Below are 25415 nucleotides of genomic sequence, written 5' to 3'. Positions count from 1 at the left end.
AATATAAAAAAATAAGCCTGAATTTCTTCAGACTTATTATAGCAATTTTTCCCTTTTTTGTGATTTACATTACTAAACTTACTTCTAATTCGAAGTCGTCGTAGATGAAGTTGTCACCTAAACTATCGAAGAAGCTTTTTGACTTGTATTTAATGTCATATTTTGTTCTGTCGATGATTACTTTAGTAGTTGCAGTTGAACCGTTTACTACTAAGTCAAAAGTTACAGGATTAGTAATTCCTTTGATAGTTAAATCAGCAGTTACTGAGTATGTTCCGTTTCCTTTATCACCAATTTTTTTGAATTCTAAAGTAGCTGTTGGGAATTTTTCAACACCAAAGAAATCATCTGCTTTTAAGTGACCGTCTAATTTTCCTTTCATGTCACCAGTTAAATCTGTAGTGTTGATAGTAGTCATATCCACTGTGAATTTTCCACCAGTTACTTTGTCTCCTTTCATTACCAAAGCACCATCTTTGATTTTGATAGTTCCATCGTGTTGACCACTTACTTTTTTTCCAATCCAGTGAATGTTACTTTTTTCTACGTTTATTTTTTTAGTTTGGGCGTTTACAGTAAACGATACTAAAGCTACTACAGCTAATGCAATTGATTTTAAATTTTTCATTTTAATTATTTATTTGTTATTAGTTATTTTACAATTTCGAATAAATCAGCTTCTGATTTTCTTACCTTTTTGGCAAATTGATTAACATCTTCTTCATGACGGTAACCAACAGTTGCCACTAAAGTTGCGTTTAAACCAAGTGCATTTAAACCAAGAATTTCGTTGTATTTTTCTGGTTCAAAGCCTTCCATTGGCGTTACATCAATTTTCAATTCGGCAGCGGCATTCATTAGGTTGGCCAAAGCTAAATAGGTTTGTTTTGATGTCCAAATCGCTTTTTTGTCTTTTGGCATTGGGACAATTTTTGATTTCATGAAATCGCTGTAACCTTGTAAATCAGTAACATTTAAGCCTCTCGTTGCAGCGATATTTTCCATGTAAGTGTCAATGTGCGCATCATCGATATCGGTATAATTAGCAAAAACGAATAGGTGAGAAGCATCTACAATTTGCGATTGTCCCCAAGAAACAGGTTGTAATTGTTTTCTGATTTCTTCGTTTTCAATGATTAATACTTTATAAGGTTGTAATCCGTATGAAGATGTACTTAAACGAATAGCTTCTTTCAAGACAGCTAAATCAGCATCTGATACTTTTTTTGTAGCATCAAATTTTTTAGTGGCGTAGCGCCAATTTTGATTTTCAATAAAATTATTCATGTGTTTATATAGTTCTAAATTTTTCTAATAAAGTGTTGAAGATTTCTAATTCTTCTGAAGTCAGGTTTTTGGCAAAACTCATTTCATGTTCAATTACAATTGGATCTAAAACTTCCAAAAGTTTTTGTCCTTTTTCTGTAATAGTGATTTCCATCTTTCTGCGATTTTCCGAACAAACTTCTCTTGTAACGAGTTCTTTTAATAGTAATTTATCAACCAATCTCGTGGTATTACTAGTTTTAGCAATCATGCGCTCTTGAATCATACACATATTAGCCGGTTTTCCTTTCTGACCTCTTAAAATACGTAAAACGTTAAATTGTTCAGAAGACAAATCATGAGGTTTCAAAATTTCATTAAATTTGTCTGCTACTACATTTTGAGTAAAGAGCACGTTTAATAATGCCTTTTTTGCTAAAGACATTTCGCTGGTTGTTTTTATAATTTCTTCAATCTTCATTTTCCGTTACAAAATTTGTATGTACAAATGTAGTAAATGTTTTTATTTGTATATACAACTATGTGTTAAATTTTTATTAAATAATTGAAGTTGGTTTTTGGAATGCTTAATTTTAACAAAAAAGTAATGATGTTGAGAAAGTTAGTACTATTATTTTTTGTTGGTATTTCCATGTTTGCACAGGAAGTTCCTAAGGAAAAACAAGTCTATAAAGAGGGATCAATTGAAGTAAAGTCGTATGATTACCAAAATTTAGCACTTTTACTTCAACCGAAGGACGAAACGGTTTATGTTGTGAATTTTTGGGCGACTTGGTGTGCGCCTTGTATTAAAGAGTTGCCCTATTTTGAGCAATTACATGAAAATTACAAAGATAAAAACGTAAAAGTCATTTTGGTAAGCTTAGATTTTCCAAAGAAAGCCCAATCGAATTTACTTTCATTCATCAAGAGAAAGAAATTAAAAGCTACTGTAGTTCATTTGGATGATCCTGATGCCAATTCGTGGATTGAAAAAGTGGCGAGTGAGTGGAGTGGAGCTATTCCGGCAACTCTAATATATGATAAGAACCAAAAAAAATTTTATGAGCAAGCGTTTACTTATGAAGAATTGGAAAATGCATTGCAACTTCTATTAAAAACCAATTAATTAAAAAGGAATACTATGAGAAATTTTAAAATGGCAGCTACGGTTGTTTTGTTTGGGTTATTAACTGCTTTTGGGGTTAAAAATGCGGTTTCAGGTTATCAAATTGGCGATATGGCTACTGATTTCAAACTGAAAAATGTGGACAGCAAGATGGTTTCTATGGCAGATTACAAGGATGCTAAAGGATTTATTGTAATTTTCACTTGTAACCATTGTCCGTATGCGGTGGCTTATGAAGATAGAATTATAGCATTGGACAAGAAATACAAGAAACTAGGTTATCCTGTTATCGCTATAAATCCTAACAATCCAGAAGTGCAGCCGCAAGACAGTTTTGAATTGATGCAAGTGCGTGCCAAAGAGAAAAAGTTTACCTTTCCGTATTTGTTTGATGAAGGTCAGCATATTTATCCGCAATATGGTGCTACCAAAACGCCTCATGTTTACGTGTTACAAAAAACGAAAGCTGGAAATGAAGTAAAATATATTGGAGCTATAGACGACAACCACAGCGATGAAAAAGCGGTAAAGACCAAATATGTGGAAGCAGCCGTTGATGCGTTATTGAAAAACCAAGAAGTGGCAACAAAAACTACCAAAGCAATTGGTTGTTCCATTAAAGCTTAGTATTTTTGGCAAAAAATAAATGATGAATTTGAGTCAAAACGAATGGTGGTCGCAATATCTTGGTGATGCTAATGCAGTTATTTTAGATGTTAGAACCGAAGATGAAGTTGCCAATGGAAAAATACCAGGAGCAATTAACATTGATATTTACAAAGGTCAAGGGTTTGTTTATCAAGTAGACGAACTTGACAAAACCAAAAACTATTATGTGTATTGTGCCGCTGGAGTACGAAGTGCTAATGCTTGTGGCGTAATGCAGCAAATGGGTTTTGAAAAGACGTATAACTTAGTTGGTGGTTTTTCGAATTGGGAAGGCCCAACGGAATAGAAAAGAAACCTCTTGAAAAAGAGGTTTTTTTGTGGGTTGAATTTTGTGTTTTTAACACTACAAATACTTTATTTAATTAATATATTTATTGGTGATATCTATTTGCATATAATTTTTAGATTTAAAAATAATTAATGACAATGGGAAAATAATTATTGAAAGTGCACTACCCAAGCCAACAGCAAAGTCTAAGATTGGAAAAATTAATAAAATTATTCCATGTAAAAAGAAAAAGAAACAAATTACTAAGTTAAATAATATAAATATTTTTTTGTTGATTGTTCTTTTTGATACTTGAAATCCAACAGTAAAAATTACAAGTGAGATATAGAAAATTACCAATTCCAGTTCTTTAAAAATGAAGTTTGGAACCCAAAATAATTTTTCTGTTTCGCTTGTGTTGTTTAAGGAATAGGTAAAAGGGACGAATAAAATAATTACTATTAATAGATTTAACAGATTTATAGTTTTATGAACTCGAATATAATTCCAAATTTCTTTTATCATTTCTTGATAATTTCTATTATTGTTTATTTTAAGTTAATGGTTGGTAACAGTTACCGCTTTTGTGTGTAATATTTATTTAATATATTTAAAGGTACTGTAGTCAAATTCGTGAGATTTATTTCCAATAGAATCGTAACCAATTTCGATTCCGATATTTTTATTGTTTAAATATTCACCACTTTTCCTGATTTTCCCATTTCTATGGAAGCAATTGTATTTTCCATTTTTAATTCCTTTCTTATCAATCTTAAATAGACATTGAACTTGTCCATTATCGAAATATTCAGCTGTATTTATTTCAGTGTTATTTTTATAAAATGAAATTGCATATACTGTTCCTTTTGGTCTTTCATAAACTTTAAAAAAAGTTTTTCCAGCTAAATTCGAATAAATAAGAGGTTTTGGATTAAAATCTGTTTTTGCAGTATCCTCGAAAATTTCTGTTGAATTTTTTTCAATTAATTTAAGAACTTTTTTAGAATCGATTTTTTTAATCGCAAAAATTTTATCACTTAACTCAACCATTTGATTCTGTTTTTTCAAATCAAATTGCACATCTTCTTTGCAGCTATAAATTGCAAAAAGTAAGACACATATAGTAATTATTTTCTTCATTATTGATTTTTAGTTTGTAGGAATGGTTTTTTTTGTTTTCTGGCTGAGCAGTCTACTTGATTGTAAGTAGTGTTTAATCATCAACTTTAATCATGATACTTCCACTAATAATATCATGAAGTGCTCTTCCTTTCTGGTTCATTAAAATAAAAATAAGTGAAATCCAGCCTAAAGAAATTTTCAAAAAGTATCTCAATAAGGATTGAAAAAAATTAAGCTTTTTAGTTGTGTCTTTATTTTGTCTAACTCTAATTGAATTTTTATGATTTCCGAATGTACCATTTAATGAAATAAAAATAGGCTCATACATTAATATGCAAATGAAAAGTAAAATTCTTAATGATTCAGAAACATTATTCATCGAGTTAAGGATATCACTTAATAAATAAAAACAAGCAATTAATAACAAAGTATCAATTGTTGTTGACTTCACCCTATCGATTACAGATGCGTAATTAGTATTCATTTTTTATAACATTATTTATGATGGCATACATGAAATATTGGAGATTATGGATATCATATCTGACTGCCGTTACAAAAACTAGTACGGGTAGAAAGATTTGCATAAGCGTAATTTTTTAAATGTACATTAGTAAACGTTTATTGTTCTTCAATTTCAATTTTATTTGTCTTTAAATTGTACTTGTAGTATTTTCCCGTTGCAGTACATAACACACCAAAAACTTCCATTTTACATAGTTCTCCATAGAGTCTAAATGTGCAAATATCAGTTGCTGTTATGTGTGGAGTTGTCTTTAAATGTGAGTGAAATGATGTAACCACTTTTTCGCCATTTGATCCTTTTGAGTATGCAGGAATCATTCTTGAGTGAAATTTTTTCCATCTAATGATAATTCCTTCAGAATCTGCCCAGAAAAGATAATCATTCCCAAACGGAATAACTCCAGATTCTGTTGTACCCATTACTATATAGAGTTTAAATCCTGTATTTTCTTTAAACAGAATCAAATTTGGGCTATATCCTTCTTGAATAGTTACATTATATTTGCTATCGGAAAGTTGATTAATCATTTTAATCTTAATATCAAGTAGTTCTTTTTCTGAAATCTTTAAAGGAGAAGATTCCATACTTACAAGTAAAGGTTTATTTAAGTTTGTAGCAATGTATGTATACCTTGCGATACTCTCTTTCTGATTTTTTCCATAGTAGGTTACAAAAATTGAATCACCAGAATGTCTAACTACATAACCGTCATATTTCTTTTTTAGTCTTATGTTACCCATTAATAAATCTGTAGAATTCCAAACTGCTTTCTCATATTTGTACATTAAATCAGCTTCTGAAATTATTGAATCTAGTTTTAACTGCAGACTTTCATCTTGTGAATATGCATTATGAAAAAATGTAGTTAAGAAAAATAGAATTATAATCTGTCTCATAGTTTTTTGTGTATGTATATTTTAACTAACGTCCTCAGAACATATGACTGTTGTCTAATTTCAAGATTAACATTATCAAATATATTTAAATTTTTGAAAGAAAAAACGTAAAGAAAAAAGATTAATTAAACTTTACAAATAAAATACTTGCCTAAAATAGTAAAAAATACTTGTTAGCGAAAGTGATTATTTTATCATTTCCATGATTGTTTTTACATAAATCCAATCCTTCCCTTTTCGTTTATAAAGTTTTAAGTATGCACTGGCTTTTCTTCCCGGACCAGATGTTATCTTTCTTAAAAGTAAATATTTTTTATCTTTTGATATTATTGGTAATCCGAACTCTTGAATAGTTCCTATTTCTTTGTCAAATTCTTCATAGAAATCATATTTTATACCTTTCTCATAATCTTCTTCACTCTTTATTACAAAATCATCAATCTTTTTTTTGTCAATAAATTTATAGTCTTTTTTATTTTGAGTTAAAATTAATTTTACATTTTTATATTTGTTAATTTGATCAAAATAATAAGTTGAATCGGCAAGATTAAAAAAAGGCTCGATTTTTGAAAAAATATCTTTATGGATATAAAATTCAGGCGGTGCTTGAATTTGAGAGTTGAAACCATCTACTATTTGTATATCTTTTATGATAAGTGTAGAATCACGATCAACAAAGTAATTAATTATTTTATTTACAAATTTTGTCTCTTTATTAATATTCTGAGCCGATAAATTCAATGTAATTATAAAAAAAGGAAGGAAATACTTTTTCATTGGTTTTTTATTTTTAAGGGTGTATAATTGTCGCTAACTTGGTTATCTATATCAAAACTAGTTTTTCCGTAAATATAAAAACATTTACACTTTCATCCAACAAAAAATCCGCTTGTCGCGGATTTTCTTATTGCAATCGTTTTAATTTGTTTTTGTCTAGAAGTGTAATTTTTTTCCCAGTTAAAGCAATATAACCTAATTTGTTTAACTCCGAAAGCAAACGAATGCAACTTTCTGTAGCGGTTCCAATCATGCCTGCTAATTCTTCTCTAGAAAGTTGGATGTGCAACGATTTATCTTCATTTACACCAAAAGTCTCTTCCAAATAAATTAAAGTATCGGCTAAGCGTTGTTTCACTGTTTTTTGTGCCATGTTTACCATGTGACTATCGGAATCTTTCAAATCATCACAAATCGTTTTCATGACATTCATAGAAAACTGGTTGTTGTTATTAAAGAAACCCATAACTTCTGATCGAGGTATAAAACAAACCTCCATATCTTCTAAAGCAACGGCACTTAAATTGGCAGGCTCGTCACTAATCATGGAGCGTTGACCTAAAAGTTCGCCACTTTTTACCAATTTTACGATTTGGTCTTTGCCATTATCGCTCAATTTGGTCATTTTACAAACGCCTTCTTTAATACAATAAACCCCATTAACGGTTTCGCCTTCCTCAAAAATAGGTTCGCCTTTTTTGATGGTGTAAGAGGTTTTACAATCAGCCATTCTCAATAATTCCTCTTTATTCAAGGCTTTAAGAGAACTGAATTGCCTTACAATGCATTGTTCACATTTGCTCATTATGCTTTGTTTTTGTTTTTACAAATATAATTAAAGTATGACAAATATCATATTTTAAATTGAAAGCTTTTGTGACCTTTGTTACAGGTAAATGAGCAAATTATGGTTACAACAAATTGTTTCCATTGTGGTAATGAAATTAATAAAAAAGACGAGGTTGTTTTTGACGAAAAAAAGTTTTGTTGTACGGGTTGTAAAACCGTGTATGAAATTTTTAGTCAAAATGACCTAACGTGTTATTATGATTTTCAAGCTTCTCCAGGAGCTACACCACAAGATATTAATGGAAAATATGAATTTTTAGACGATGAAAAGATTATTGACAAACTTCTCGAATTCCAAGAAGACACAACACATATTGTTTCACTCTACATTCCTCATATACACTGTAGTTCGTGTATTTGGATTTTGGAAAATTTACAAAAATTAAAAGAAGGAATTGGTACTTCTCAAGTTAATTTTCCAGAAAAAAAAGTCCGAATTACGTTTAATTCGGAACAAACTTCTTTAAAGGAAATTGTCTATTTATTGAGTTCCATTGGCTACGAACCTTACATTAGTTTAGAGAATTTTGATGAAGGAAAGAAAAAAGTAGATCGAAGTTTAATTTACAAGATAGGAATTGCTTTTTTCTGTTTTGGAAACATTATGCTATTGTCATTCCCAGAATATTTTGAAGTAGAAGAATTTTGGATCAATCAATACCGCGGATTTTTTCGTTGGTTGATTTTCGCTTTGGCTTTGCCTTCTTTTATTTATTCGGCTTCTGGTTACTATGTTTCCGCTTGGAAAAGTATCAAATCGGGTTTATTGAATATTGATATTCCAATTGCGTTGGGAATTGTAGTCATGTTCCTAAGAAGTACGGTCGATATTATTTTTGATTTTGGTCAAGGATTTTTCGATAGTATGACAGGATTGATTTTCTTTATGCTTTTAGGTAAGTTATTCCAACAAAAAACCTATGATTTCTTATCCTTTGAACGCGATTATAAATCCTATTTTCCAATAGCCATTACTAAATTATTGCCCAATGGAGAAGAAATTGCCGTTCAAGTCTACGATATTGAAAAAGGCGATAGATTATTGATTCGAAACCAAGAATTGATTCCAGTTGATGGGATTTTAATTTCCGAAAAGGCGTCTATTGATTACAGTTTTGTTACCGGTGAAGCGGTTCCGATTGAAAAAAAATCAGGCGATAAATTGTACGCTGGCGGAAAGCAACAAGGAAAAGTGATTGAAATGGAAGTGCTTTTTTCGGTTTCCCAAAGTTACTTGACGCAATTGTGGAGCAATGATGTGTTTCAGAAAAAAGTGAACCAACATCACAAAACCATCACGGATAAAATTAGTCGCTATTTTACTCCGGCTTTATTGGCATTGGCATTTCTTTCCTTTTTCTATTGGATTTTTATTGATACCGCAACGGCTTTCAATGTATTTACTGCAATTTTGATTGTGGCTTGTCCGTGTGCTTTGGCACTAACGGCTCCGTTTACACTTGGAAATGTGCTTCGTATTATGGGAAACAGAAAGTTTTACTTAAAAAATGCTTTGGTAGTAGAGCAATTGGCACAAGTAGATACTTTGGTATTTGATAAAACAGGAACGATTACTACCAATAAAAAAACAGCGATTGTTTACGAAGGAGAAACTTTAACTTCCAATGAACTCCAGTTGCTAAAGAATACGCTTCGAGGTTCTAATCATCCGTTGAGTCGCCGATTGTATGATTTTCTTCCTGAATTCGAAAGAATGAATGTGGATGAATTTGAAGAAGTGATTGGTAAAGGAATTTTTGCTAAATTTGATACAAATGATGTGAAGTTAGGTTCTTCAAGTTTTGTAAAAAATCTCAACGAAAGCACGCATAAAAAGACAAAAGTTCATGTGGAAATTAATGGCATTTACAAAGGAAGTTATGTGTTCAATAACCAATATAGAAAAGGATTAGAACAACTTTTTGAATCACTAGCCAAAGAATATGATTTGGTAGTGCTTTCCGGTGATAATGATGGAGAAAGAGCCATTTTAACCAAAATGTTGCCTTCCAAAACTACATTAGTTTTCAATCAAAAACCGGAACAAAAATTAGCTTATATCGAACAATTACAGCAAAAAGGAAAAAACGTAATGATGATTGGCGATGGCTTAAACGACGCTGGCGCATTGGCACAAAGTAATGTAGGATTATCGATTTCTGAAAACGTAAATGTATTTTCTCCAGCTTGTGATGGCATTATGGATGCGAGTCAGTTTGATAAAATTGGTTTCTTCATGAAGTATTCCAAAAATGCCATGAAAACGATTTATATGAGTTTTGGATTGTCTATTTTGTACAACATTGTGGGATTAAGCTATGCCGTTACTGGGAATTTATCGCCATTGGTAGCTGCTATCATCATGCCGTTGAGTACGATTACGATTGTAAGTTTTGTGACAATAATGTCCAATTATTACGCGAGAAATAAAAAGTAAACTTTTTTAGTGATATGACAAATGTCATGTTTTATGAAAGTAGCCAATAGTAACTTTGTTAACACAAATTTAAGGTATGAGTGTCATTTATATATTAATAGTAATAAGTATTGTTGTGGCGATTGTTTTTTTAGTTGCTTTTATTAAAGCGGTAAAGGGCGGTCAATACGATGATGATTATACGCCGTCTGTCAGAATGCTTTTTGACGACGAACTCGTGAAAAACAAATCAAATAAATTAATACAAACAGAAAAACAAAAATCAATCTAAATTATGGAAATGCAGCAATTTTATTACGACAACAAAATTGTAAAGAAATTCCTTTATGCTAGTATACTCTTTGGAGTTGTTGGTATGTTAGTAGGGTTAATAGTAGCATTTATGTTCCTATTTCCAAATCTTACAGACGGAATTTCATGGTTAAGCTTTGGACGCTTACGACCTTTACACACTAATGCAGTAATTTTCGCCTTTGTAGGAAACGCCATTTTTGCTGGTGTTTATTACTCATTACAACGTTTACTTAAAGCGCGTATGTATAGCGATGTATTAAGTAATATTAACTTTTGGGGATGGCAATTAATTATTGTTGCCGCAGCAATTACGCTTCCATTAGGAATAACTACATCAAAAGAATATGCGGAACTAGAATGGCCTATTGATATTGCTATTGCTCTTGTTTGGGTAGTTTTTGGTATCAATATGATTATGACCATTTTACGTCGTAGAGAGCGTCACTTATATGTAGCCATTTGGTTTTACTTAGCTACGTTTGTAACGGTTGCTGTTTTGCATATTTTCAATAGTTTGGCATTGCCAGTTTCGGCTTTAAAAAGTTATTCGGTTTATGCTGGTGTTCAAGATGCCTTAGTGCAATGGTGGTACGGACATAATGCGGTTGCTTTCTTCCTTACAACGCCTTTCCTTGGATTGATGTACTATTTTGTACCAAAAATTGCTAATAGACCCGTTTACTCGTATAGATTATCGATTATTCACTTTTGGTCATTGATTTTTATTTACATTTGGGCTGGACCTCACCATTTATTATACACAGCTTTGCCAGATTGGGCTCAAAACTTAGGAGTTGTATTCTCTATCATGTTGATTGCTCCATCTTGGGGTGGTATGATTAACGGATTGTTAACTTTAAGAGGTGTTTGGGATAAAGTTCGTGTGGATCCTGTTTTGAAATTCTTTGTTGTAGCTATTACAGGTTATGGTATGGCAACTTTCGAAGGACCAATGTTATCACTTAAAAATGTAAATGCTATTGCGCACTATACAGATTGGATTGTGGCTCACGTGCACGTGGGAGCATTGGCTTGGAATGGTTTCATGACTTTTGGTATGATTTATTGGTTAATACCAAGAATGACTAAAACCAAATTATATTCTACGGCATTAGCTAACTTCCATTTTTGGATTGGAACATTAGGAATTATCTTATATGCACTTCCAATGTATGTGGCTGGGTTTACTCAAGCTTCTATGTGGAAACAATTCAAACCAGACGGAACTTTAGAATATGGAAACTTCCTTGAAACAGTAACTGAAATCATGCCAATGTATGCGATGCGTGCTATTGGTGGTACATTGTTCTTCATTGGTTTATTGATATTGGTTTACAATATTATTAGAACGGTAATGGCAGGCCAAACAGTAGAAGATGAATTAGCAGAAGCACCAGCTTTAACAACTATTTCAGCTAACAGATTGAAAGGGGAAAAATGGCATACTTGGTTAGAGAGAAGACCAATTCAGTTGACCATTTTAGCAACAGTTGCTATTTTAATTGGTGGTATTATTCAGATTATCCCAACGATTATGGTAAAATCTAATATTCCAACGATTGCAAGCGTAAAACCTTATACACCATTAGAATTAGAAGGTAGAGATTTATACATCAGAGAAGGATGTAATAACTGTCACTCTCAAATGATTCGTCCGTTCCGTTCAGAAGTGGTGCGTTATGGTGAGTATTCTAAAGGAGGCGAGTTTGTATACGATCATCCCTTCTTATGGGGTTCTAAACGTACCGGACCAGATTTAGCTAGAGAAGGAGTTACAGGAAAACCGTTTAATGGTGGTAGAGCAGATGATTGGCATTTCAATCACATGTGGGATCCACAAAGTACTTCTTCGGGTTCTATTATGCCAGGTTATAAATGGATGATTAAGGATGAAGTGGATAAAACGATGATTCAGTCTAAAATGCAAGTAATGCAAAAATTAGGAGTTCCTTATACGGATGAAGAAGTAGCAAATGCTTTGGTACATTGGGATAAACAAGCAACTAAGATTGAGGAAAACTTAATGAAGAATAAAGACATCAGAAAATCTTTTGAAGAGCAAAAAGCGGCGCAAGGAGCTGATTTTATTCCAGTTAAAGATAGAGAAGTAGTGGCGTTAATTGCTTACTTACAACGATTAGGTACTGATATTACTAAAGATAACACTAAATAATTGCGTCATGTTAAAGTTCATTAAACACAATTTAGAAACTATTTCAGGGATTGAGATATTTCCAATTATTTCGCTACTTATCTTCTTTGCATTCTTTGTTGGACTATTCTTTTGGGTATTTACTTATAAGAAGGATAAAATTAAAGAATTAAGTGAATTACCAATTAAAGATTAATTACAAACTTATTTTATATGAAAAAACTTATTCCATCATATGTAAGAGTTCCAGTGATTTTCGCAGCGGTGTTTGCGGCTATGGAATACTTTATCGATTCAGGTGAAAAACCAGCCTTTATTGAGTACCCAATGGTGTCACTTTTTCTTGGTGTATTTTTATTCTTATTAATTGCCATTGAAATTGTAGTTAGTGCAGTAGATAAAATCACTTTCCATTTACTAACTGACGAACAAAAGAAACAATTAGAAGAAGCACAATCTTTTTCATTCGCGGATAGCAAATTGATGAAAATGCTAACGCGTTCAAAAGACATAGAAGAAGAAGCTGATGTAATGTTAGACCACGACTACGATGGCATCAAAGAATTAGACAATGTATTGCCACCATGGTGGGTGTATTTGTTCTACGGTTGTATCATCTTTGCTGTAGTTTATTTAGTAAGATTCCATGTTATTGGAGATTACACACAAGCGGAAGAATATGAAAAAGAAGTGGCGTTAGCTGAAGAAGCACATGCAAAATACTTATTAACAGCTCCAGATTTGGTAAATGTAGATAATGTAGAATTGTTAACGGATGCAGCAAGTATTGCTGAAGGTAAGAAAGTATATGAAGCTAATAATTGTATTTCTTGCCACGGACAAAATCTTGAAGGAGGAATTGGTCCAAATTTAGTTGATGCCAATTGGATTAATGGAGGTGGAGTTAAAAATATCTTTAGATTAGTTTCTGAAGGAAGTACAAATAATCCAGTTATGGCGCCATGGAAAGATGTTATTAAACCGTCTGATATTCAAAAACTATCTAGTTATATAGTTTCTTTAGGCGGAACAAATCCAGCTAATGCAAAAGATCCAGAAGGCGAAATTTGGGTAGATGAAGTTGTAACAGAAACAGAAACTGCAACAACAATTTCAGATTCTACCAAAGTAGAATAAAAGTAAAAAAAAGAGGTTTGAATCCGTTCGAACCTCTTTTAAAAATAATATAAACAATGGAAACTCCAGAAAAAGAAAGCTTTAGAGATACCATCGCCACCATCGATGAATCGGGTAAGAGAAATTTTATTTATCCCAAAAAACCTGTAGGGAAGTTTTATGACAGGCGAAAGGTATTAAGCTATATTTTATTGGTATTTTTAATTGCAGCTCCATTTATAAAAATTAATGGAAGTCAGTTTTTATTATTTAATGTTTTAGAAAGGAAGTTCTCCATTTTTGGATTTCCTTTTTGGCCACAAGATTTCTACTTGTTTGTCATTTCCATGATAATTGGAGTAGTAGGACTAACCTTGTTTACAGTAGCTTTTGGTAGAATTTTTTGTGGTTGGTTTTGTCCGCAAACGATTTTTATGGAAATGGTTTTTCGTAGAATAGAATATTGGATTGATGGCGATAGAGGTTCCCAAATACGTTTAGCCAAACAAAAATGGGATGCTGAAAAAATCAGAAAACGAGCCTTAAAACTTACGATTTTCTTTTTTCTATCGTTTTTAATTGCTAATGTTTTTCTAGCGTATTTAATTGGAAGTGATGAACTACTAAAATTAGTAACCGAAGGACCAGCAGCTAATTTAGGAACGTTAATTCCGCTGTTAATTTTTACTGGAGTTTTCTATTTTGTATTTGCTTGGTTCAGAGAACAGGTTTGTATCATTGCTTGTCCGTATGGTAGAATGCAAGGCGTTTTATTGGACAATAAATCTATAAATGTTGCTTACGACCACGTTAGAGGGGAAGGAACTGCCGGAAGAGCCAAATTTGATAAAAGAGAAGACAGAAGTACAACAGGAAAAGGCGATTGTATCGATTGTAAGCAATGTATTCATGTTTGTCCAACAGGAATTGATATCAGAAACGGAACACAATTAGAGTGTATCAATTGCACCGCTTGTATTGATGAATGTGATACGATAATGGATAAAGTTGGTTTTCCACGAGGATTGATTCGTTATGCTAGTGAAGATGAAATTGTGAAAAAAGAAAAATTCACTTTAACACTTAGAATGAAAGGGTATATCGCTGTACTTACCATTTTAATCGTGGCTTTAGTTGGACTTTTATTTTTAAGAAATGATGTAGAAGCTACAATTTTAAGACTTCCAGGTCAATTGTATGAGAAAAAAGGGGAGAACATCAGTAATGTTTTCACTTATAAAATCATTAACAAAACAGTAGCTGATTTTGAAAATGTAACCCTTGTTTTAGAAAACCCAAAAGGAACAATAAAACTAGTTGGAAATACCAAATTAAGAATTCCAAAAGAAGGAACTTTGAAAGGAACCATGTTCATCGAAATTAATCCAAGTTTGATTGAAGGCGATAAAATGAAGATAAAAATTGGAGTTTATAACGATGGTAAATTAATAGAAACAACGAAGACCACATTTTTAGGTCCAAGAAGTTTCAACTAAAAAAAAACACTATGAAAATTAATTGGGGAACAGGAATTGTTATAGCTTTTGGCTTATTCATGACGTTTATTTTATACTTCGTGTTTAAAGTGCAAACCGACTCTAAATATGATAACGAATTGGTAGTAGAAGACTATTACCAACAAGAAATGAAAGTGCAAGGCAATATTGAAAAGAAGCAAAATGCCAATGCCTTAGAACAAAAAGTAAAAATTTCTAAATCAGCAGAAGGAATTGTAGTTCAATTTCCTGCCGATTTTGATTTTCAAACGATAAAAGGAAAAGTGTCCCTTTACCGACCGTCTAACCAGAAACTTGATTTTGAAATTCCGATTTCATTGTCAACTTCACATTTGCTCATACCTAAAAGTAACTTGGTGGGCGGTCTTTGGGACATTACTATTGAATGGGAATACAACGAAGTGAATTATTTAAATAAGGAATCGGTTTATTATTAGTGTTTTAGAAGTTAGAGATTAGAAGTTAGAGAATGGACTTGATTTTTGATTTTTAACCACAAAGCGCACTAAGAAGGCACTAAGTTCACAAAGGTTTTATAATTGATTTTCGGATTTTCAGAATTTAAACTTGTAATTGTTTTTGAACTTGAACTTGAACTTGACTTTGGAATTTGGAATTTTTGCTATTGGAATTTTTGCTTGAACTTGAACTTGACTTTTAAACTTAATTATGTTATACACGGCAATCATATTTGGATTAATTAGTAGTTTTCACTGCATTGGCATGTGTGGACCTATTGCCATGATGTTGCCTGTGGATAGAAGTAACGAAACGAAAAGAATTTTGCAATTGTTCTTGTATCATTTGGGAAGATTAACTGCTTATGGTTCAATGGGATTGCTTCTTGGATTATTAGGGAAAGGATTTTATTTGGCGGGTTGGCAACAACAACTTTCCATATTTGTGGGAATTGTAATGATTGTAATTGCTGTTGTTCCTGAGAAAGAATTGGCAAAATATAATTTTTCAAAACCCGTTTACCGATTAATTTCCAAAGTAAAATCAAGTTTAGGCCAACAATTCAAAAGTAGAAGTTTGAAATCTTTTTTTACCATTGGATTATTAAATGGGTATTTACCATGCGGAATGGTTTATGTAGCGCTTTTTGGAGCTTTAGCCATGCCAAATATTTCCGTTAGTGTGTTGTATATGTTGCTTTTTGGAATTGGAACTATTCCAATGATGAGTGCAGTTGTGCTAATTTCTAATGTGTTATCAATTCCAATAAGAAATAAAATTCAGAAGGTGATTCCTGTTTTGGCAGTTGTAATTGGGGTTTTGTTTATTATGCGTGGCATGGGATTAGATATTCCGTATTTGTCGCCAAGTAATATTAGTTTGTTTGTTCAAAGTGACGCGCATTGTCACTAAAAGATAGTTTTTCAATTAGTTTTATTGGTTTTTTAAAGAAAAAGCATCAAATCGAAAGAAATGATGCTTTTTTGATTTATGTATTTGAGAACGATTAATTCACAATAACTTTTTTGGTCACAGAAGTATTTTCTGTTTGTAATTGCAGCATGTAAAAACCAGTTGCCAAATTATTTACTTTGTACGTTGAAGTTTCAATTGCATTCGGATTTTTAATTTCTTGAACCAATTGTCCGTTTATATTATAAATCGCAATATTTTTTAATTCAGCAGTTGTTGTAATTGAAAATTCTCCATTTTTAGAAGGATTTGGAAAAACTGCTACATTGTTTAATATAAATTCTTGTGACGATAGAGTAGCGCATTGAGTTGGCCAAATATCACAAACAAAATCAGGATTATCTATAAAAGGATTTCTATTATTTTGGTAGGTATAAATTGCATTATTTCTATCAATTTCTCTTTGCGATACAGGATCATTTAAATGCCAAGTTAATAAAATATTTAAAAAAGTATTTGTTAATACTTGATTTGAAGTTCCATTAAACATATCATAACTCCATCCTGCTACTTGGTCTTGGTATCTTGTAATAAAGTAAAAATACATTCTAGCAATATCGCCTTTAAATTCGTCAATAGGTTCAAAAACGTTTGCTGTATAACCGGCTGAATATCCTGAATTTAAATTTGAACCTCTTTTAGACCCATTTGATGAAGTCCAATTAACAGAGTTTACAACTCCAAATGGTAAATTTCCTCTTTGTGCGTTTACATATTTGTCAGATGGTACAACGAAATGCGCATCGGAGTGCATTGGTGTTGCTGAACTAAAAACAGATTGTGGAATAATATGTTCTCTGTTGTATTTCTGACATTCAGAAGTTCCTCCTGTACCATCATCTTGATTGATACCATAAGTGTATTCACATAAATCTGGACCAGTTGGATTTTCAGTATACATGTCTAATACTGTTCCGTTATTTTCGTAATATAAATCAATATCAGAAGTTAAATAGGTAGTATATAATGCTCCGTATCCTGGATCAATAGTTCCTGTAGAAATAATATTGAATAGTTGTGTTTTCAATGTATAACCAGTTCCAGTTGCACTATCATAATAACCAGCTGGAATTTGTCCAAAACTCAATAAAGAGACTAATCCAATAATTAATGTAAAGTTCTTTTTCATTCTTATATGTTTTAATTTTTTCTTTCTAATAACGCCATGTAAAATCCGTCAAAACCACTTTCGTGAGCTAAAACTTTCTTCTCTTTTACGAAGGTGAATTCTTTTCCAGCTTCAGTATTTAAGAATTTTTTAATTTGTTCTTCATTTTCTGATGGTAAAACCGAACAAGTAGCATAAACTAATTTTCCACCTGGTTTTACGATTTTAGAATAGTTTTGTAAAACTTCTTCTTGAACTTTTTTAATATTATCGATAAATTCGGGTTGTAATTTCCACTTACTATCCGGATTTCTTTTCATTACACCTAAGCCTGAACAAGGTGCGTCAATTAGCACTCTATCTGCTTTTTCGTGTAATTTTTTAATCGTTTTTGAACTTTCAATTACTCTTGGTTCGATGTTGAAAGCACCATTTCTTTTCGCTCTTAGTTTCAATTGCTTTAGCTTACTTTCGTATAAATCCATGGCAATTAATTGGCCTTTATTTTGCATTAATGAAGCTAAGTGTAATGTTTTTCCACCAGCACCAGCACAAGTATCTACCACACGCATGCCAGGTTGTACATCAAGAAAATAAGCTACTAATTGAGAAGAAGCATCTTGTACTTCAAATAAACCGTCTTTAAAAGCTTGTGTCATGAAAACATTGGCACGTTCTTTTAAAACCAAAGCGTCTTCATAATCTTTAACTGGATTGGTTTCAATATCTAAATCCATTAAAAGTGCTCTTAGTTTTTCTTTGGTAGTTTTTAATGTATTTACTCTAAGAATTACTTGCGCTTGTTGATTTTGAGCAGCCAATTCTTTAGACCATTTTTCTTCTCCAAGTTCTTTTACTCCCAATTCATCCATCCAATCAGGAATAGATTCTTTGAATTTTCGTACTCTAGATAATTCGTCGAATTTTCCTTTTATTTTTCGTGATGGTGTATCTTCAAAATATTTCCAATCTGGTAAATTAATACCTCTTAAAACTGCCCAAACTGCAAAAATTCGCCATACATTATCTCTGTCATATGGTTCTCTAACTTCTGCAATTTCTGCATATAATCGCTTCCAACGTACAATTTCGTATATGGTTTCTGCAACAAATTTTCTATCGGCACTTCCCCAACGTTTATCTTTTTTTAAAGCTCTAGCAACGGCTTTATCTGCGTATTCACCTTCGTTAAAAATTGCCATTAGCGAATCTATAACCGTGAATACTAAATTTCTGTGTAATCTCATTTTTATTTTTAAATCAGCCTACAAAGATAGTAATTAAAATAAAAAAGCTGTCGGTTAAGACAGCTTTATTTTGTGTTACGAACGACCATTTCTATTGGAACTATTTCCTCGACTTCCTCCTGAATTTCCACTTTGTCTTGGAGTTGATGCTCTACTTGGCGCACTCATTGTTGAGTTTCGAGAATTTCCTCCTGAATTAACAGTGCTTCTAGGAGAATTAGTAGCCGAATTTCTTGGTGTTACATTATTTCTAGTCGGTGAATTGCTTGTTACGGCTGTTGTTCTCGGATTAGAATTAGTTCTTGGATTCACATTTGTGCCAGAATTGTTATTTCTTGGCGTTGGTGAATTTTGAGAATACGTTCTCGGATTTCCAGTTGTATTTGAATTATTTCTCGGATTCACTGTTGTTCCCGAACTAGTAGCTCTAGGTGTTGGTGAATTTTGCGAATAACTTCTTGGATTTCCTGTTGCACTTGAATTACTTCTTGGATTTACACCGCTATTTCCATTTACTGAGTTTCTTGGATTAGAAGTTGTCACTCCATTCTTTCTAGGATTATTTCCGTTATTTCTTGGCGAATTACCATTATTTGAAGCCAATTCTCTGCTACCTGGAACTCTTGTGCGAATATCTCTATTGTTATCTAATTCTCTTCTATTAGAATAACCACTATTTCTATTAGTGAACGAACGATTTGGATGCATTCTTTCATAAGCATTTCCTCTTCGTCCATAATAGCTGTTGTAGGCATAATGACATCTTCTGTGGTTTACGTAATGAAAAGAGTGACCAAAATTGATATGTAATGCAATGTGATTTCTATATCTAAAAATTGGAAATGGTTGCCAAAAAGAATAATAACTTGGATAATAACCCCAATACCAACTAGAGTAGTACGGACGATACATTGGTGCCCAAAAAGTAGTATAGATTATTGGTCTATGCACATAAACGGGTTCGTAGATATAATTGGTTCCATACATATAAACATCACCAACCACTTGAACGGTTACATTGTTATTTCTATCTTTTTCAACTTCAACAGAAGCTACGTCTTGGAACAAATCTTTTCCTAAAACCGCCTGAATTACAATGATGTGTGCATTTCCTTCTACGACTTCAATTACTCGTAAATAATCCACATAATTGTCGTTGTTCAAATCTAAATTTGAAATTTGACTTTTTGGATCGTTCAAACGTCTTTCGAAGTCTTCTAAATCTCTAGAATCTCCAAAAATAGTTGCAACGGCCCTCAAATCTAAATTATCACTAATATCAGAACTATTGGCTCTAATAGTAGTTTTATCTTGTGCTATTACTGGAATCGAAAGCAATAGAGCAAAGAAAATCGAAGTTAAATATCTTGCATTCATCATTTCTATGGTTTTAAGTTAATACTCACTTATATTTGTAAAACCAATTATTGTGCCAAAATAATAAACCGTTGTTTTTCAATAGGATATTTTAAAAAGTTTGTGTTATGAAAAAGTATATTTCTCTTTATTTAGTATTGATTTTGTTTTGTTCCTGCAAGAATGAAATCCAAACGGAACCCATTATTTCATCTGTTGAAATTGAAACTATATTAGAAGATTCTATTAGTATTAGAGCTATTTGGGTAGGAGAGAAGGAACTTTGGTACGCAGGAAATGATGGAAAATATGGTGCTATTCAATTGGAAAACTTCCAAAAGTTTAAAGGTAAAATTATAAAAGATTCATTAGCACTAGAGTTTAGAAGTTTGGCAAAAACCGATAGCGCAACTTTTGTGTTAAATGTTGGAAATCCAGCTTATTTATATAAAATTTCAAATGATAAATCGCATACTCAGTTGGTTTATACCGAATCACATGAAAAAGTATTTTATGATAGTATGCAATTTTTAGATGCTACTTTTGGAATAGCAATGGGTGATCCAATAGAAAATTGTTTGAATGTAATTGTAACTAAAGATGGCGGTAATTCTTGGAGCAAAATTCCTTGTGAGAATTTACCAAAAATTATTGAAGGAGAAGCTGCTTTTGCGGCAAGTAATACCAATTTAATAGTAAGAGGAAATTCTATTTTTATGGTTTCTGGTGGAAAGAAATCGAGATGTTTTGTTAGTATAGATAAAGGCAATTCTTGGCAAGTTTATGAAACGCCAATCATTCAAGGGGAATCAATGACGGGAATTTTCACCGCTGATTTTTATGATGCTAAAATCGGATTTATAGCTGGAGGAAATTATGAAAATCCATCGAGTAATAAACAAAACAAAGCGATTACTTTTGATGGAGGAAAAACTTGGAAATTAGTTGCTGATGGTAGTGGTTTTGGATATGCTTCTTGCGTGCAATTTGTTCCTAATAGCAAAGGGAAATCGCTGATTTGCGTTGGTAAAACCGGAATTCATTATTCCAATGATTTTGGTGAAAATTGGAAACTTTTAGATGCAATGGATGATTTGTATACCATTCGTTTTTTAAACGATTCGGTAGCTTATGCTGCTGGAAAAAATAAGATTGTAAAATTAATTCTTAAAAGCAAAGAAGCCATTAAGTAATACAACTAATGGCTTCTTATTAATGAATTAGAAGGTAGAGGAAAAACTAATTCATTTTAACAATAATAAATTCACTTCTTCGGTTTTTTTGGTGCTCTTCTTCAGAACATGGAACACCATCAGAACAACCGTTTACTAATTGTGTTTCACCATAACCTTTTGCGGTTAATCGTTTTCTATCGATTCCGTTTTTAACCATAAATTCTAACGTAGATTTTGCTCTTCTATCAGAAAGTAATTCGTTGTATTTATGTGTTTGACGACTATCGGTATGCGAACGAATATCTACAGTCATATTTGGATATTGTTGCATAACTTCTATGATTTTTTGTAAATCTTTAGCAGCATCCGGACGAATATTCCATTTGTCCAAATCAAAGTAAATCATACTTATATCAAATATTTTAGCTAAATCTGTTCCTTCATCAATTGGGAACACCGTTCTTTCAAGAGCAATATCCACTTTAGTTTCTCCAGTTTCTTTTGCTGTTGTAACCATTTTTTCGTTAGACTCGTATTCTTCTTTTGATGCGCGAACAGTGTATTTATGATTACAATCTGCTGTAAAACTATAATAGCCTTTATCATCTGCGAAAACTTCAGATAGCTTTTTCATTTGTTCATCATAAAGTTCTACTTTGGCATTTGGTAAGACTTCTTTTGTTTTCAAATCTGTAATTACACCATGAATTTTTTGGGAACAAACGGTAAAAGTATAAATGTCATCAAAACCATTTCCGCCCTCGCGATTGGATGAAAGATAACCTGCATTTTTATCATTTACAATAAAACCAAAATCATCCATTGAGCTGTTAATTGGTTTTCCTAAATTCAACGGTTTCGAGTAAGAACCATTGTTAAATTTGGTTTCAAAAACATCCAAACCACCTAATCCTAAATGACCATCTGATGCAAAATACAGCGTATTATCATGACCAACAAACGGAAAACTTTCTCTAGCTGGCGTATTTATGATATTTCCAAGGTTTTCAGGATTACCAAAAGTTCCATCTTCTTTAATACTTACTTTGTACAAATCTGAACCACCCAATCCGCCTGGCATATCTGAAGCAAAATACAAGGTTTTTTCATCTGGACTTAGAGCAGGATGTGCCACTTGGTAATTGTCACTGTTGAAAGGTAACTCGGTAATGTTTGCCCATTTTCCATAAACTAATGAAGCTTTATAGATTTTAAGCAACATAGTTTTTTCATCATCTTTTCCTTTTTTACCATCATTGAAATTATTTCGAGTGAAATACATGGTTTTTCCATCTTTGGTAAATACAGGTGAAGATTCGTTGAATTTGGTATTTATTTCTTTCGAGAAATTTTCAACTGGAGAAAAACTACCATCAGCATTCTTGGTTGCTACATATAAATCGGTAAAATTTTGTTTGGTCCAACTATGAATTTTACTGTAAATAGCTCCTTCTTTTCTTGCAGAAGTAAAGACTATTTGGTTATTAAAAAATGATGGACTAAAATCGGAGTATTCAGAATTTATATTTATAGTTCCCAAAGTGTATTTACCTGAATTTTCTTCAATTTTTTCGAGATAATTTGGATTATTTAGAAATGCGTCACCTCTAGGGTCATTCGAGTTTTTTGCAAATAATTCGAGATATTTGTTTGCATTCTCATAATCTTTTATTGCTTTTAGACATTGTGCATATCTGAAATAATATTCAGGTTCAACTTCCTCATTTAAATTGAATAAATCTTTATACCAATGAGCAGCTTTATCTAGTTCTGCATTGAAATAATAAGAGTTTCCAAGTTTTTTAAATAGTTCTGCTGATTTGTGTCCTTTTTCAGCCACTTTTTCGTAAATTTCAATAGCGTCGATATAAGAATATTTTTCATATTTCTTATCAGCAGTTTTTAATTGCGATGTTTGTCCAAAACTCACAAAATAAAAACCTATTAGTAAAAATGTATATAGCGTTTTCATAATCATGTCAGTTTAAAAGAATCTTGGAGAAGTGACTCTATTGTTATTAAATAGTTCAAAACGAAAGAAAATTTCATGAGAACCTGAATTGTAATTAGATAATTTAGTAGTTTCCATATCATAACCATATCCTATGAACATGCTATTGGAAATTTGAAAACCAACTAAACCACTAACAGCAGAATCCCATCTGTAGGCGCCACCAATTGTGAATTTTTCGTTTATTAAAAAGTTGGCAGTAACATCCAGTTGGAATGGAGCTCCTTCTACAATTTTACTTAAAAATGCAGGTTTGAATTTAATACTCGGACTTAATTCAAAAACGTGTCCAGCAATTAAATAAAAGTGCATTTTTTCTCTTGTAATAGCTACATCATTATCATTGTAATGTTTGGTTTCAAAAAAGTTTGGAATAGATAATCCTACATAAGTGGCATCGGAGAATAAATACAATCCGGCACCAATATTTGGAGTGAAATCTGCATTCAAATTTTGAAACTGTGGGTCATTTTGATCAAAAATATTCAATCGATTGACATCTATATTGAAAATATTAGCCGTACCTTTTAGTCCAACAGAAAGTTTATAATTGGCAGAAATTTGAATGAAATAAGCTAAATCCGCTGAAATCATATTTTCTGTTGCAGGACCAATTCGATCATTAACAAACGATAAACCAACACCAAAGTTTGAGTCGCCAATTGGCATGTGTAGTGAAGCATTGTTTGTTACTGGTGCACCGTCTAAACCAACCCATTGTGTTCTATGTAAAAGAAATATACTTAGAGCATCTCTAGAGCCAGCATAAGCTGGATTTATGTTTACAGTATTATACATGTATTGTGTATACTGAGAGTCTTGTTGAGCGAAGCTATATAACGATGATAAAACTAACGCTATGCATATATATATTGTTTTCATGATTCAAGTTTTAAATTAAATAATTTATTGGATATTTAGTTTAACGGTTTACATACAAGTAACCTGATCTATCGTGCCATTTGTTATCTTCATCTTTGTATCGTAAGATATAAAAATAAGTTCCATCTGGTACCAGTTCATTTCGGTTAAATGTTGAACGTCCGTCTGAATATCCTTTAAAAGCTTTTGTACTATTATCATAGCCTCTAGTTTCATAAATTAGTATGCCCCATCTGTTATAAATTTCAACTGAATTGTCTGGATAACATTCAATTCCATCAATTAAGAAAAGGTCATTTAAACCATCATTGTTAGGCGAGACAGCATTAAATACTTCTACTGTACAAGCTGGTAAAACAATACAATCATCATTAACATTTAAGTATATTTCAAACACCATCGGACATGCATCATCTTCAACAGTTACTACATATTGTAGTGTATAATAACCTGTTGGAATGTTTATTGGATTAAACATATTTCCATTTAAACCACCAGTATTACTTAAATCTACCCATTCTCCATTTGTAGGGATTTCTGCCCCTAATATAGTAAATAAATCAATAGGGTCTTCAATACTACATACAGAAAATGGAATCGCATCAAATGGCTCATCAACACTTACATTTATTGTTTGGGTAAATGTTTCGAAATTACCACATGTATCACTCACAATCCAAGTACGAATGATTATATATTCATAGATTGAAATAATTGTGGTTTCCTCTGAAAATTCCACTTCTGCAATTTCAGAACAATTATCACTAAATTCTAAATTTGGTATTTCAGGAATCTCTGAACATCTAACATTTACTTCAGTATCTAAATTTGAAATTAATGCTGGAGGTGTTGTGTCATAAACGGTAATTGTTTGTGAATGAGAAATACTGTTGCCACAATCGTCAGTTAATGTCCATGTTCTAATCAAGATGTAGTTCCCTGCACAACTTTCTTCATCTGAAATAATTTCTTCACTAAAAGTATGAGTTGTTGTAGAACAATTGTCTAATCCTTCCAAAATTCCTGGTCTCGGGATATTATCACAAGAAGCTGAAATATCTTCAGGAAGTACAGAGGTAAAATATGGGTTTTCTGTATCTTGAATAGTAAAAGTAGCAGAAGTTGATTCTGAATTTCCACACTCATCAGTAGCGGTGAAGGTTACGGTTACTGAACCAGTAGCGCCA

At 32.1% G+C, this 25415-nt stretch carries 27 protein-coding genes; 12 read left to right on the top strand and 15 right to left on the bottom strand.

The window, feature by feature from the left end:
* Positions 1-64 precede the first annotated feature (64 nt).
* Genes DPN68_RS07470 through DPN68_RS07460 form a run of 3 tightly spaced genes read right to left on the bottom strand, consistent with a single transcriptional unit; the run spans position 65 to position 1747 of the window.
* Positions 65-628, bottom strand: a complete 564-nt coding sequence (locus DPN68_RS07470) for a YceI family protein (protein ID WP_113989029.1) — start codon at positions 626-628, stop codon at positions 65-67.
* A 23-nt stretch (positions 629-651) separates the two neighbouring features.
* Positions 652-1287, bottom strand: coding sequence for an NAD(P)H-dependent oxidoreductase (locus DPN68_RS07465; protein ID WP_113989028.1), 636 nt, complete (start codon positions 1285-1287; stop codon positions 652-654).
* Positions 1288-1291: 4 nt separating this feature from the next.
* Positions 1292-1747, bottom strand: a complete 456-nt coding sequence (locus DPN68_RS07460; protein WP_113989027.1) for a MarR family winged helix-turn-helix transcriptional regulator — start codon at positions 1745-1747, stop codon at positions 1292-1294.
* Between the two features lie 126 nt (positions 1748-1873).
* On the opposite strand from DPN68_RS07460, the gene DPN68_RS07455 reads away from it, so the two are divergent.
* The 3 genes from DPN68_RS07455 to DPN68_RS07445 are packed head-to-tail and all read left to right on the top strand — an operon-like array spanning position 1874 to position 3350.
* Positions 1874-2395, top strand: a complete 522-nt coding sequence (locus DPN68_RS07455) for a TlpA family protein disulfide reductase (RefSeq protein ID WP_113989139.1) — start codon at positions 1874-1876, stop codon at positions 2393-2395.
* A gap of 15 nt (positions 2396-2410) precedes the next feature.
* Positions 2411-3022 (top strand): thioredoxin family protein, encoded by a 612-nt coding sequence (locus DPN68_RS07450; RefSeq protein WP_113989026.1) that lies wholly within the window; start codon positions 2411-2413, stop codon positions 3020-3022.
* 19 nt (positions 3023-3041) lie between these two features.
* Positions 3042-3350: a rhodanese-like domain-containing protein gene (locus tag DPN68_RS07445; RefSeq protein WP_162298402.1), complete on the top strand. Its 309-nt coding sequence runs from the start codon at positions 3042-3044 to the stop codon at positions 3348-3350.
* Positions 3351-3422: 72 nt separating this feature from the next.
* Here DPN68_RS07445 and DPN68_RS07440 read toward each other — a convergent pair whose 3' ends face one another.
* From DPN68_RS07440 to DPN68_RS07415, 6 genes are all read right to left on the bottom strand, one after another.
* Positions 3423-3857 carry a hypothetical protein gene (locus DPN68_RS07440; RefSeq protein ID WP_113989024.1) on the bottom strand — a complete coding sequence of 145 codons (435 nt, stop codon included), beginning with the start codon at positions 3855-3857 and terminating at the stop codon, positions 3423-3425.
* Between the two features lie 72 nt (positions 3858-3929).
* Positions 3930-4472, bottom strand: coding sequence for a toxin-antitoxin system YwqK family antitoxin (locus tag DPN68_RS07435; RefSeq protein ID WP_133256578.1), 543 nt, complete (start codon positions 4470-4472; stop codon positions 3930-3932).
* Positions 4473-4545: 73 nt separating this feature from the next.
* The gene (locus DPN68_RS07430) at positions 4546-4938 is read right to left on the bottom strand and encodes an RDD family protein (protein WP_113989022.1); all 393 of its coding nucleotides are present in this window, start codon (positions 4936-4938) and stop codon (positions 4546-4548) included.
* A 137-nt stretch (positions 4939-5075) separates the two neighbouring features.
* The gene (locus tag DPN68_RS07425) at positions 5076-5876 is read right to left on the bottom strand and encodes a hypothetical protein (protein ID WP_113989021.1); all 801 of its coding nucleotides are present in this window, start codon (positions 5874-5876) and stop codon (positions 5076-5078) included.
* A 186-nt stretch (positions 5877-6062) separates the two neighbouring features.
* Complete coding sequence (locus tag DPN68_RS07420) at positions 6063-6653, bottom strand: hypothetical protein (RefSeq protein WP_113989020.1); 591 nt, start codon at positions 6651-6653, stop codon at positions 6063-6065.
* A 127-nt stretch (positions 6654-6780) separates the two neighbouring features.
* Positions 6781-7458 carry a Crp/Fnr family transcriptional regulator gene (locus DPN68_RS07415; RefSeq protein WP_113989019.1) on the bottom strand — a complete coding sequence of 226 codons (678 nt, stop codon included), beginning with the start codon at positions 7456-7458 and terminating at the stop codon, positions 6781-6783.
* A gap of 102 nt (positions 7459-7560) precedes the next feature.
* On the opposite strand from DPN68_RS07415, the gene DPN68_RS07410 reads away from it, so the two are divergent.
* The 8 genes from DPN68_RS07410 (at position 7561) to DPN68_RS07375 (ending at position 16389) form a co-directional block, all read left to right on the top strand.
* Positions 7561-9939, top strand: coding sequence for a heavy metal translocating P-type ATPase (locus DPN68_RS07410; RefSeq protein ID WP_113989018.1), 2379 nt, complete (start codon positions 7561-7563; stop codon positions 9937-9939).
* Positions 9940-10015: 76 nt separating this feature from the next.
* The gene (ccoS, locus tag DPN68_RS07405) at positions 10016-10210 is read left to right on the top strand and encodes a cbb3-type cytochrome oxidase assembly protein CcoS (protein WP_113989017.1); all 195 of its coding nucleotides are present in this window, start codon (positions 10016-10018) and stop codon (positions 10208-10210) included.
* A gap of 3 nt (positions 10211-10213) precedes the next feature.
* Complete coding sequence (gene ccoN / locus DPN68_RS07400) at positions 10214-12406, top strand: cytochrome-c oxidase, cbb3-type subunit I (protein ID WP_113989016.1); 2193 nt, start codon at positions 10214-10216, stop codon at positions 12404-12406.
* A 7-nt stretch (positions 12407-12413) separates the two neighbouring features.
* On the top strand, positions 12414-12581 hold the full coding sequence (locus DPN68_RS07395; protein WP_113989015.1) for a CcoQ/FixQ family Cbb3-type cytochrome c oxidase assembly chaperone: 168 nt from the start codon (positions 12414-12416) through the stop codon (positions 12579-12581).
* A gap of 17 nt (positions 12582-12598) precedes the next feature.
* On the top strand, positions 12599-13522 hold the full coding sequence (locus DPN68_RS07390; RefSeq protein ID WP_113989014.1) for a cbb3-type cytochrome c oxidase N-terminal domain-containing protein: 924 nt from the start codon (positions 12599-12601) through the stop codon (positions 13520-13522).
* Between the two features lie 56 nt (positions 13523-13578).
* Positions 13579-14997 carry a cytochrome c oxidase accessory protein CcoG gene (gene ccoG, locus DPN68_RS07385; RefSeq protein WP_113989013.1) on the top strand — a complete coding sequence of 473 codons (1419 nt, stop codon included), beginning with the start codon at positions 13579-13581 and terminating at the stop codon, positions 14995-14997.
* An 11-nt stretch (positions 14998-15008) separates the two neighbouring features.
* Complete coding sequence (locus DPN68_RS07380; protein WP_113989012.1) at positions 15009-15455, top strand: FixH family protein; 447 nt, start codon at positions 15009-15011, stop codon at positions 15453-15455.
* Positions 15456-15687: 232 nt separating this feature from the next.
* Positions 15688-16389, top strand: a complete 702-nt coding sequence (locus tag DPN68_RS07375) for a sulfite exporter TauE/SafE family protein (RefSeq protein ID WP_113989011.1) — start codon at positions 15688-15690, stop codon at positions 16387-16389.
* Between the two features lie 94 nt (positions 16390-16483).
* Here DPN68_RS07375 and DPN68_RS07370 read toward each other — a convergent pair whose 3' ends face one another.
* From DPN68_RS07370 to DPN68_RS07360, 3 genes are all read right to left on the bottom strand, one after another.
* Complete coding sequence (locus tag DPN68_RS07370; protein WP_113989010.1) at positions 16484-17578, bottom strand: HNH endonuclease signature motif containing protein; 1095 nt, start codon at positions 17576-17578, stop codon at positions 16484-16486.
* A gap of 11 nt (positions 17579-17589) precedes the next feature.
* A complete protein-coding gene (locus DPN68_RS07365; protein ID WP_113989009.1) occupies positions 17590-18804 on the bottom strand; it encodes an RsmB/NOP family class I SAM-dependent RNA methyltransferase in 1215 nt (404 codons plus the stop codon).
* Between the two features lie 75 nt (positions 18805-18879).
* Complete coding sequence (locus tag DPN68_RS07360; protein WP_193477857.1) at positions 18880-20184, bottom strand: hypothetical protein; 1305 nt, start codon at positions 20182-20184, stop codon at positions 18880-18882.
* A gap of 104 nt (positions 20185-20288) precedes the next feature.
* Between DPN68_RS07360 and DPN68_RS07355 the strand changes: the two genes are divergently transcribed.
* Positions 20289-21353 (top strand): WD40/YVTN/BNR-like repeat-containing protein, encoded by a 1065-nt coding sequence (locus tag DPN68_RS07355; protein ID WP_113989008.1) that lies wholly within the window; start codon positions 20289-20291, stop codon positions 21351-21353.
* 46 nt (positions 21354-21399) lie between these two features.
* Here DPN68_RS07355 and DPN68_RS07350 read toward each other — a convergent pair whose 3' ends face one another.
* The 3 genes from DPN68_RS07350 to DPN68_RS07340 all read right to left on the bottom strand — a co-directional run.
* Positions 21400-23307 carry an OmpA family protein gene (locus DPN68_RS07350; protein ID WP_113989007.1) on the bottom strand — a complete coding sequence of 636 codons (1908 nt, stop codon included), beginning with the start codon at positions 23305-23307 and terminating at the stop codon, positions 21400-21402.
* A gap of 12 nt (positions 23308-23319) precedes the next feature.
* Entirely contained in the window at positions 23320-24228 is a 909-nt protein-coding gene (locus DPN68_RS07345) for a PorP/SprF family type IX secretion system membrane protein (RefSeq protein WP_113989006.1), read from the bottom strand.
* A gap of 40 nt (positions 24229-24268) precedes the next feature.
* Positions 24269-25415 (bottom strand): gliding motility-associated C-terminal domain-containing protein (locus DPN68_RS07340; protein WP_133256577.1); only part of this gene is annotated, 1147 nt, incomplete at its 5' end.

This window comes from Flavobacterium tibetense (assembly GCF_003293845.1).
Lineage (GTDB): Bacteria > Bacteroidota > Bacteroidia > Flavobacteriales > Flavobacteriaceae > Flavobacterium > Flavobacterium tibetense.
The sequence above is the reverse complement of the archived record's forward strand: the minus strand, read 5'-3'. Positions and strand labels throughout refer to the sequence as shown.

Bases quoted from the DNA above. Each gene is read 5' to 3' on its own strand.
- DPN68_RS07470 (WP_113989029.1), bottom strand. From the start codon at position 628: ATGAAAAATTTAAAATCAATTGCATTAGCTGTAGTAGCTTTAGTATCG.
- DPN68_RS07465 (WP_113989028.1), bottom strand. From the start codon at position 1,287: ATGAATAATTTTATTGAAAATCAAAATTGGCGCTACGCCACTAAAAAA.
- DPN68_RS07460 (WP_113989027.1), bottom strand. From the start codon at position 1,747: ATGAAGATTGAAGAAATTATAAAAACAACCAGCGAAATGTCTTTAGCA.
- DPN68_RS07455 (WP_113989139.1), top strand. From the start codon at position 1,874: ATGATGTTGAGAAAGTTAGTACTATTATTTTTTGTTGGTATTTCCATG.
- DPN68_RS07450 (WP_113989026.1), top strand. From the start codon at position 2,411: ATGAGAAATTTTAAAATGGCAGCTACGGTTGTTTTGTTTGGGTTATTA.
- DPN68_RS07445 (WP_162298402.1), top strand. From the start codon at position 3,042: ATGATGAATTTGAGTCAAAACGAATGGTGGTCGCAATATCTTGGTGAT.
- DPN68_RS07440 (WP_113989024.1), bottom strand. From the start codon at position 3,857: ATGATAAAAGAAATTTGGAATTATATTCGAGTTCATAAAACTATAAAT.
- DPN68_RS07435 (WP_133256578.1), bottom strand. From the start codon at position 4,472: ATGAAGAAAATAATTACTATATGTGTCTTACTTTTTGCAATTTATAGC.
- DPN68_RS07430 (WP_113989022.1), bottom strand. From the start codon at position 4,938: ATGAATACTAATTACGCATCTGTAATCGATAGGGTGAAGTCAACAACA.
- DPN68_RS07425 (WP_113989021.1), bottom strand. From the start codon at position 5,876: ATGAGACAGATTATAATTCTATTTTTCTTAACTACATTTTTTCATAAT.
- DPN68_RS07420 (WP_113989020.1), bottom strand. From the start codon at position 6,653: ATGAAAAAGTATTTCCTTCCTTTTTTTATAATTACATTGAATTTATCG.
- DPN68_RS07415 (WP_113989019.1), bottom strand. From the start codon at position 7,458: ATGAGCAAATGTGAACAATGCATTGTAAGGCAATTCAGTTCTCTTAAA.
- DPN68_RS07410 (WP_113989018.1), top strand. From the start codon at position 7,561: ATGGTTACAACAAATTGTTTCCATTGTGGTAATGAAATTAATAAAAAA.
- ccoS (WP_113989017.1), top strand. From the start codon at position 10,016: ATGAGTGTCATTTATATATTAATAGTAATAAGTATTGTTGTGGCGATT.
- ccoN (WP_113989016.1), top strand. From the start codon at position 10,214: ATGGAAATGCAGCAATTTTATTACGACAACAAAATTGTAAAGAAATTC.
- DPN68_RS07395 (WP_113989015.1), top strand. From the start codon at position 12,414: ATGTTAAAGTTCATTAAACACAATTTAGAAACTATTTCAGGGATTGAG.
- DPN68_RS07390 (WP_113989014.1), top strand. From the start codon at position 12,599: ATGAAAAAACTTATTCCATCATATGTAAGAGTTCCAGTGATTTTCGCA.
- ccoG (WP_113989013.1), top strand. From the start codon at position 13,579: ATGGAAACTCCAGAAAAAGAAAGCTTTAGAGATACCATCGCCACCATC.
- DPN68_RS07380 (WP_113989012.1), top strand. From the start codon at position 15,009: ATGAAAATTAATTGGGGAACAGGAATTGTTATAGCTTTTGGCTTATTC.
- DPN68_RS07375 (WP_113989011.1), top strand. From the start codon at position 15,688: ATGTTATACACGGCAATCATATTTGGATTAATTAGTAGTTTTCACTGC.
- DPN68_RS07370 (WP_113989010.1), bottom strand. From the start codon at position 17,578: ATGAAAAAGAACTTTACATTAATTATTGGATTAGTCTCTTTATTGAGT.
- DPN68_RS07365 (WP_113989009.1), bottom strand. From the start codon at position 18,804: ATGAGATTACACAGAAATTTAGTATTCACGGTTATAGATTCGCTAATG.
- DPN68_RS07360 (WP_193477857.1), bottom strand. From the start codon at position 20,184: ATGATGAATGCAAGATATTTAACTTCGATTTTCTTTGCTCTATTGCTT.
- DPN68_RS07355 (WP_113989008.1), top strand. From the start codon at position 20,289: ATGAAAAAGTATATTTCTCTTTATTTAGTATTGATTTTGTTTTGTTCC.
- DPN68_RS07350 (WP_113989007.1), bottom strand. From the start codon at position 23,307: ATGAAAACGCTATATACATTTTTACTAATAGGTTTTTATTTTGTGAGT.
- DPN68_RS07345 (WP_113989006.1), bottom strand. From the start codon at position 24,228: ATGAAAACAATATATATATGCATAGCGTTAGTTTTATCATCGTTATAT.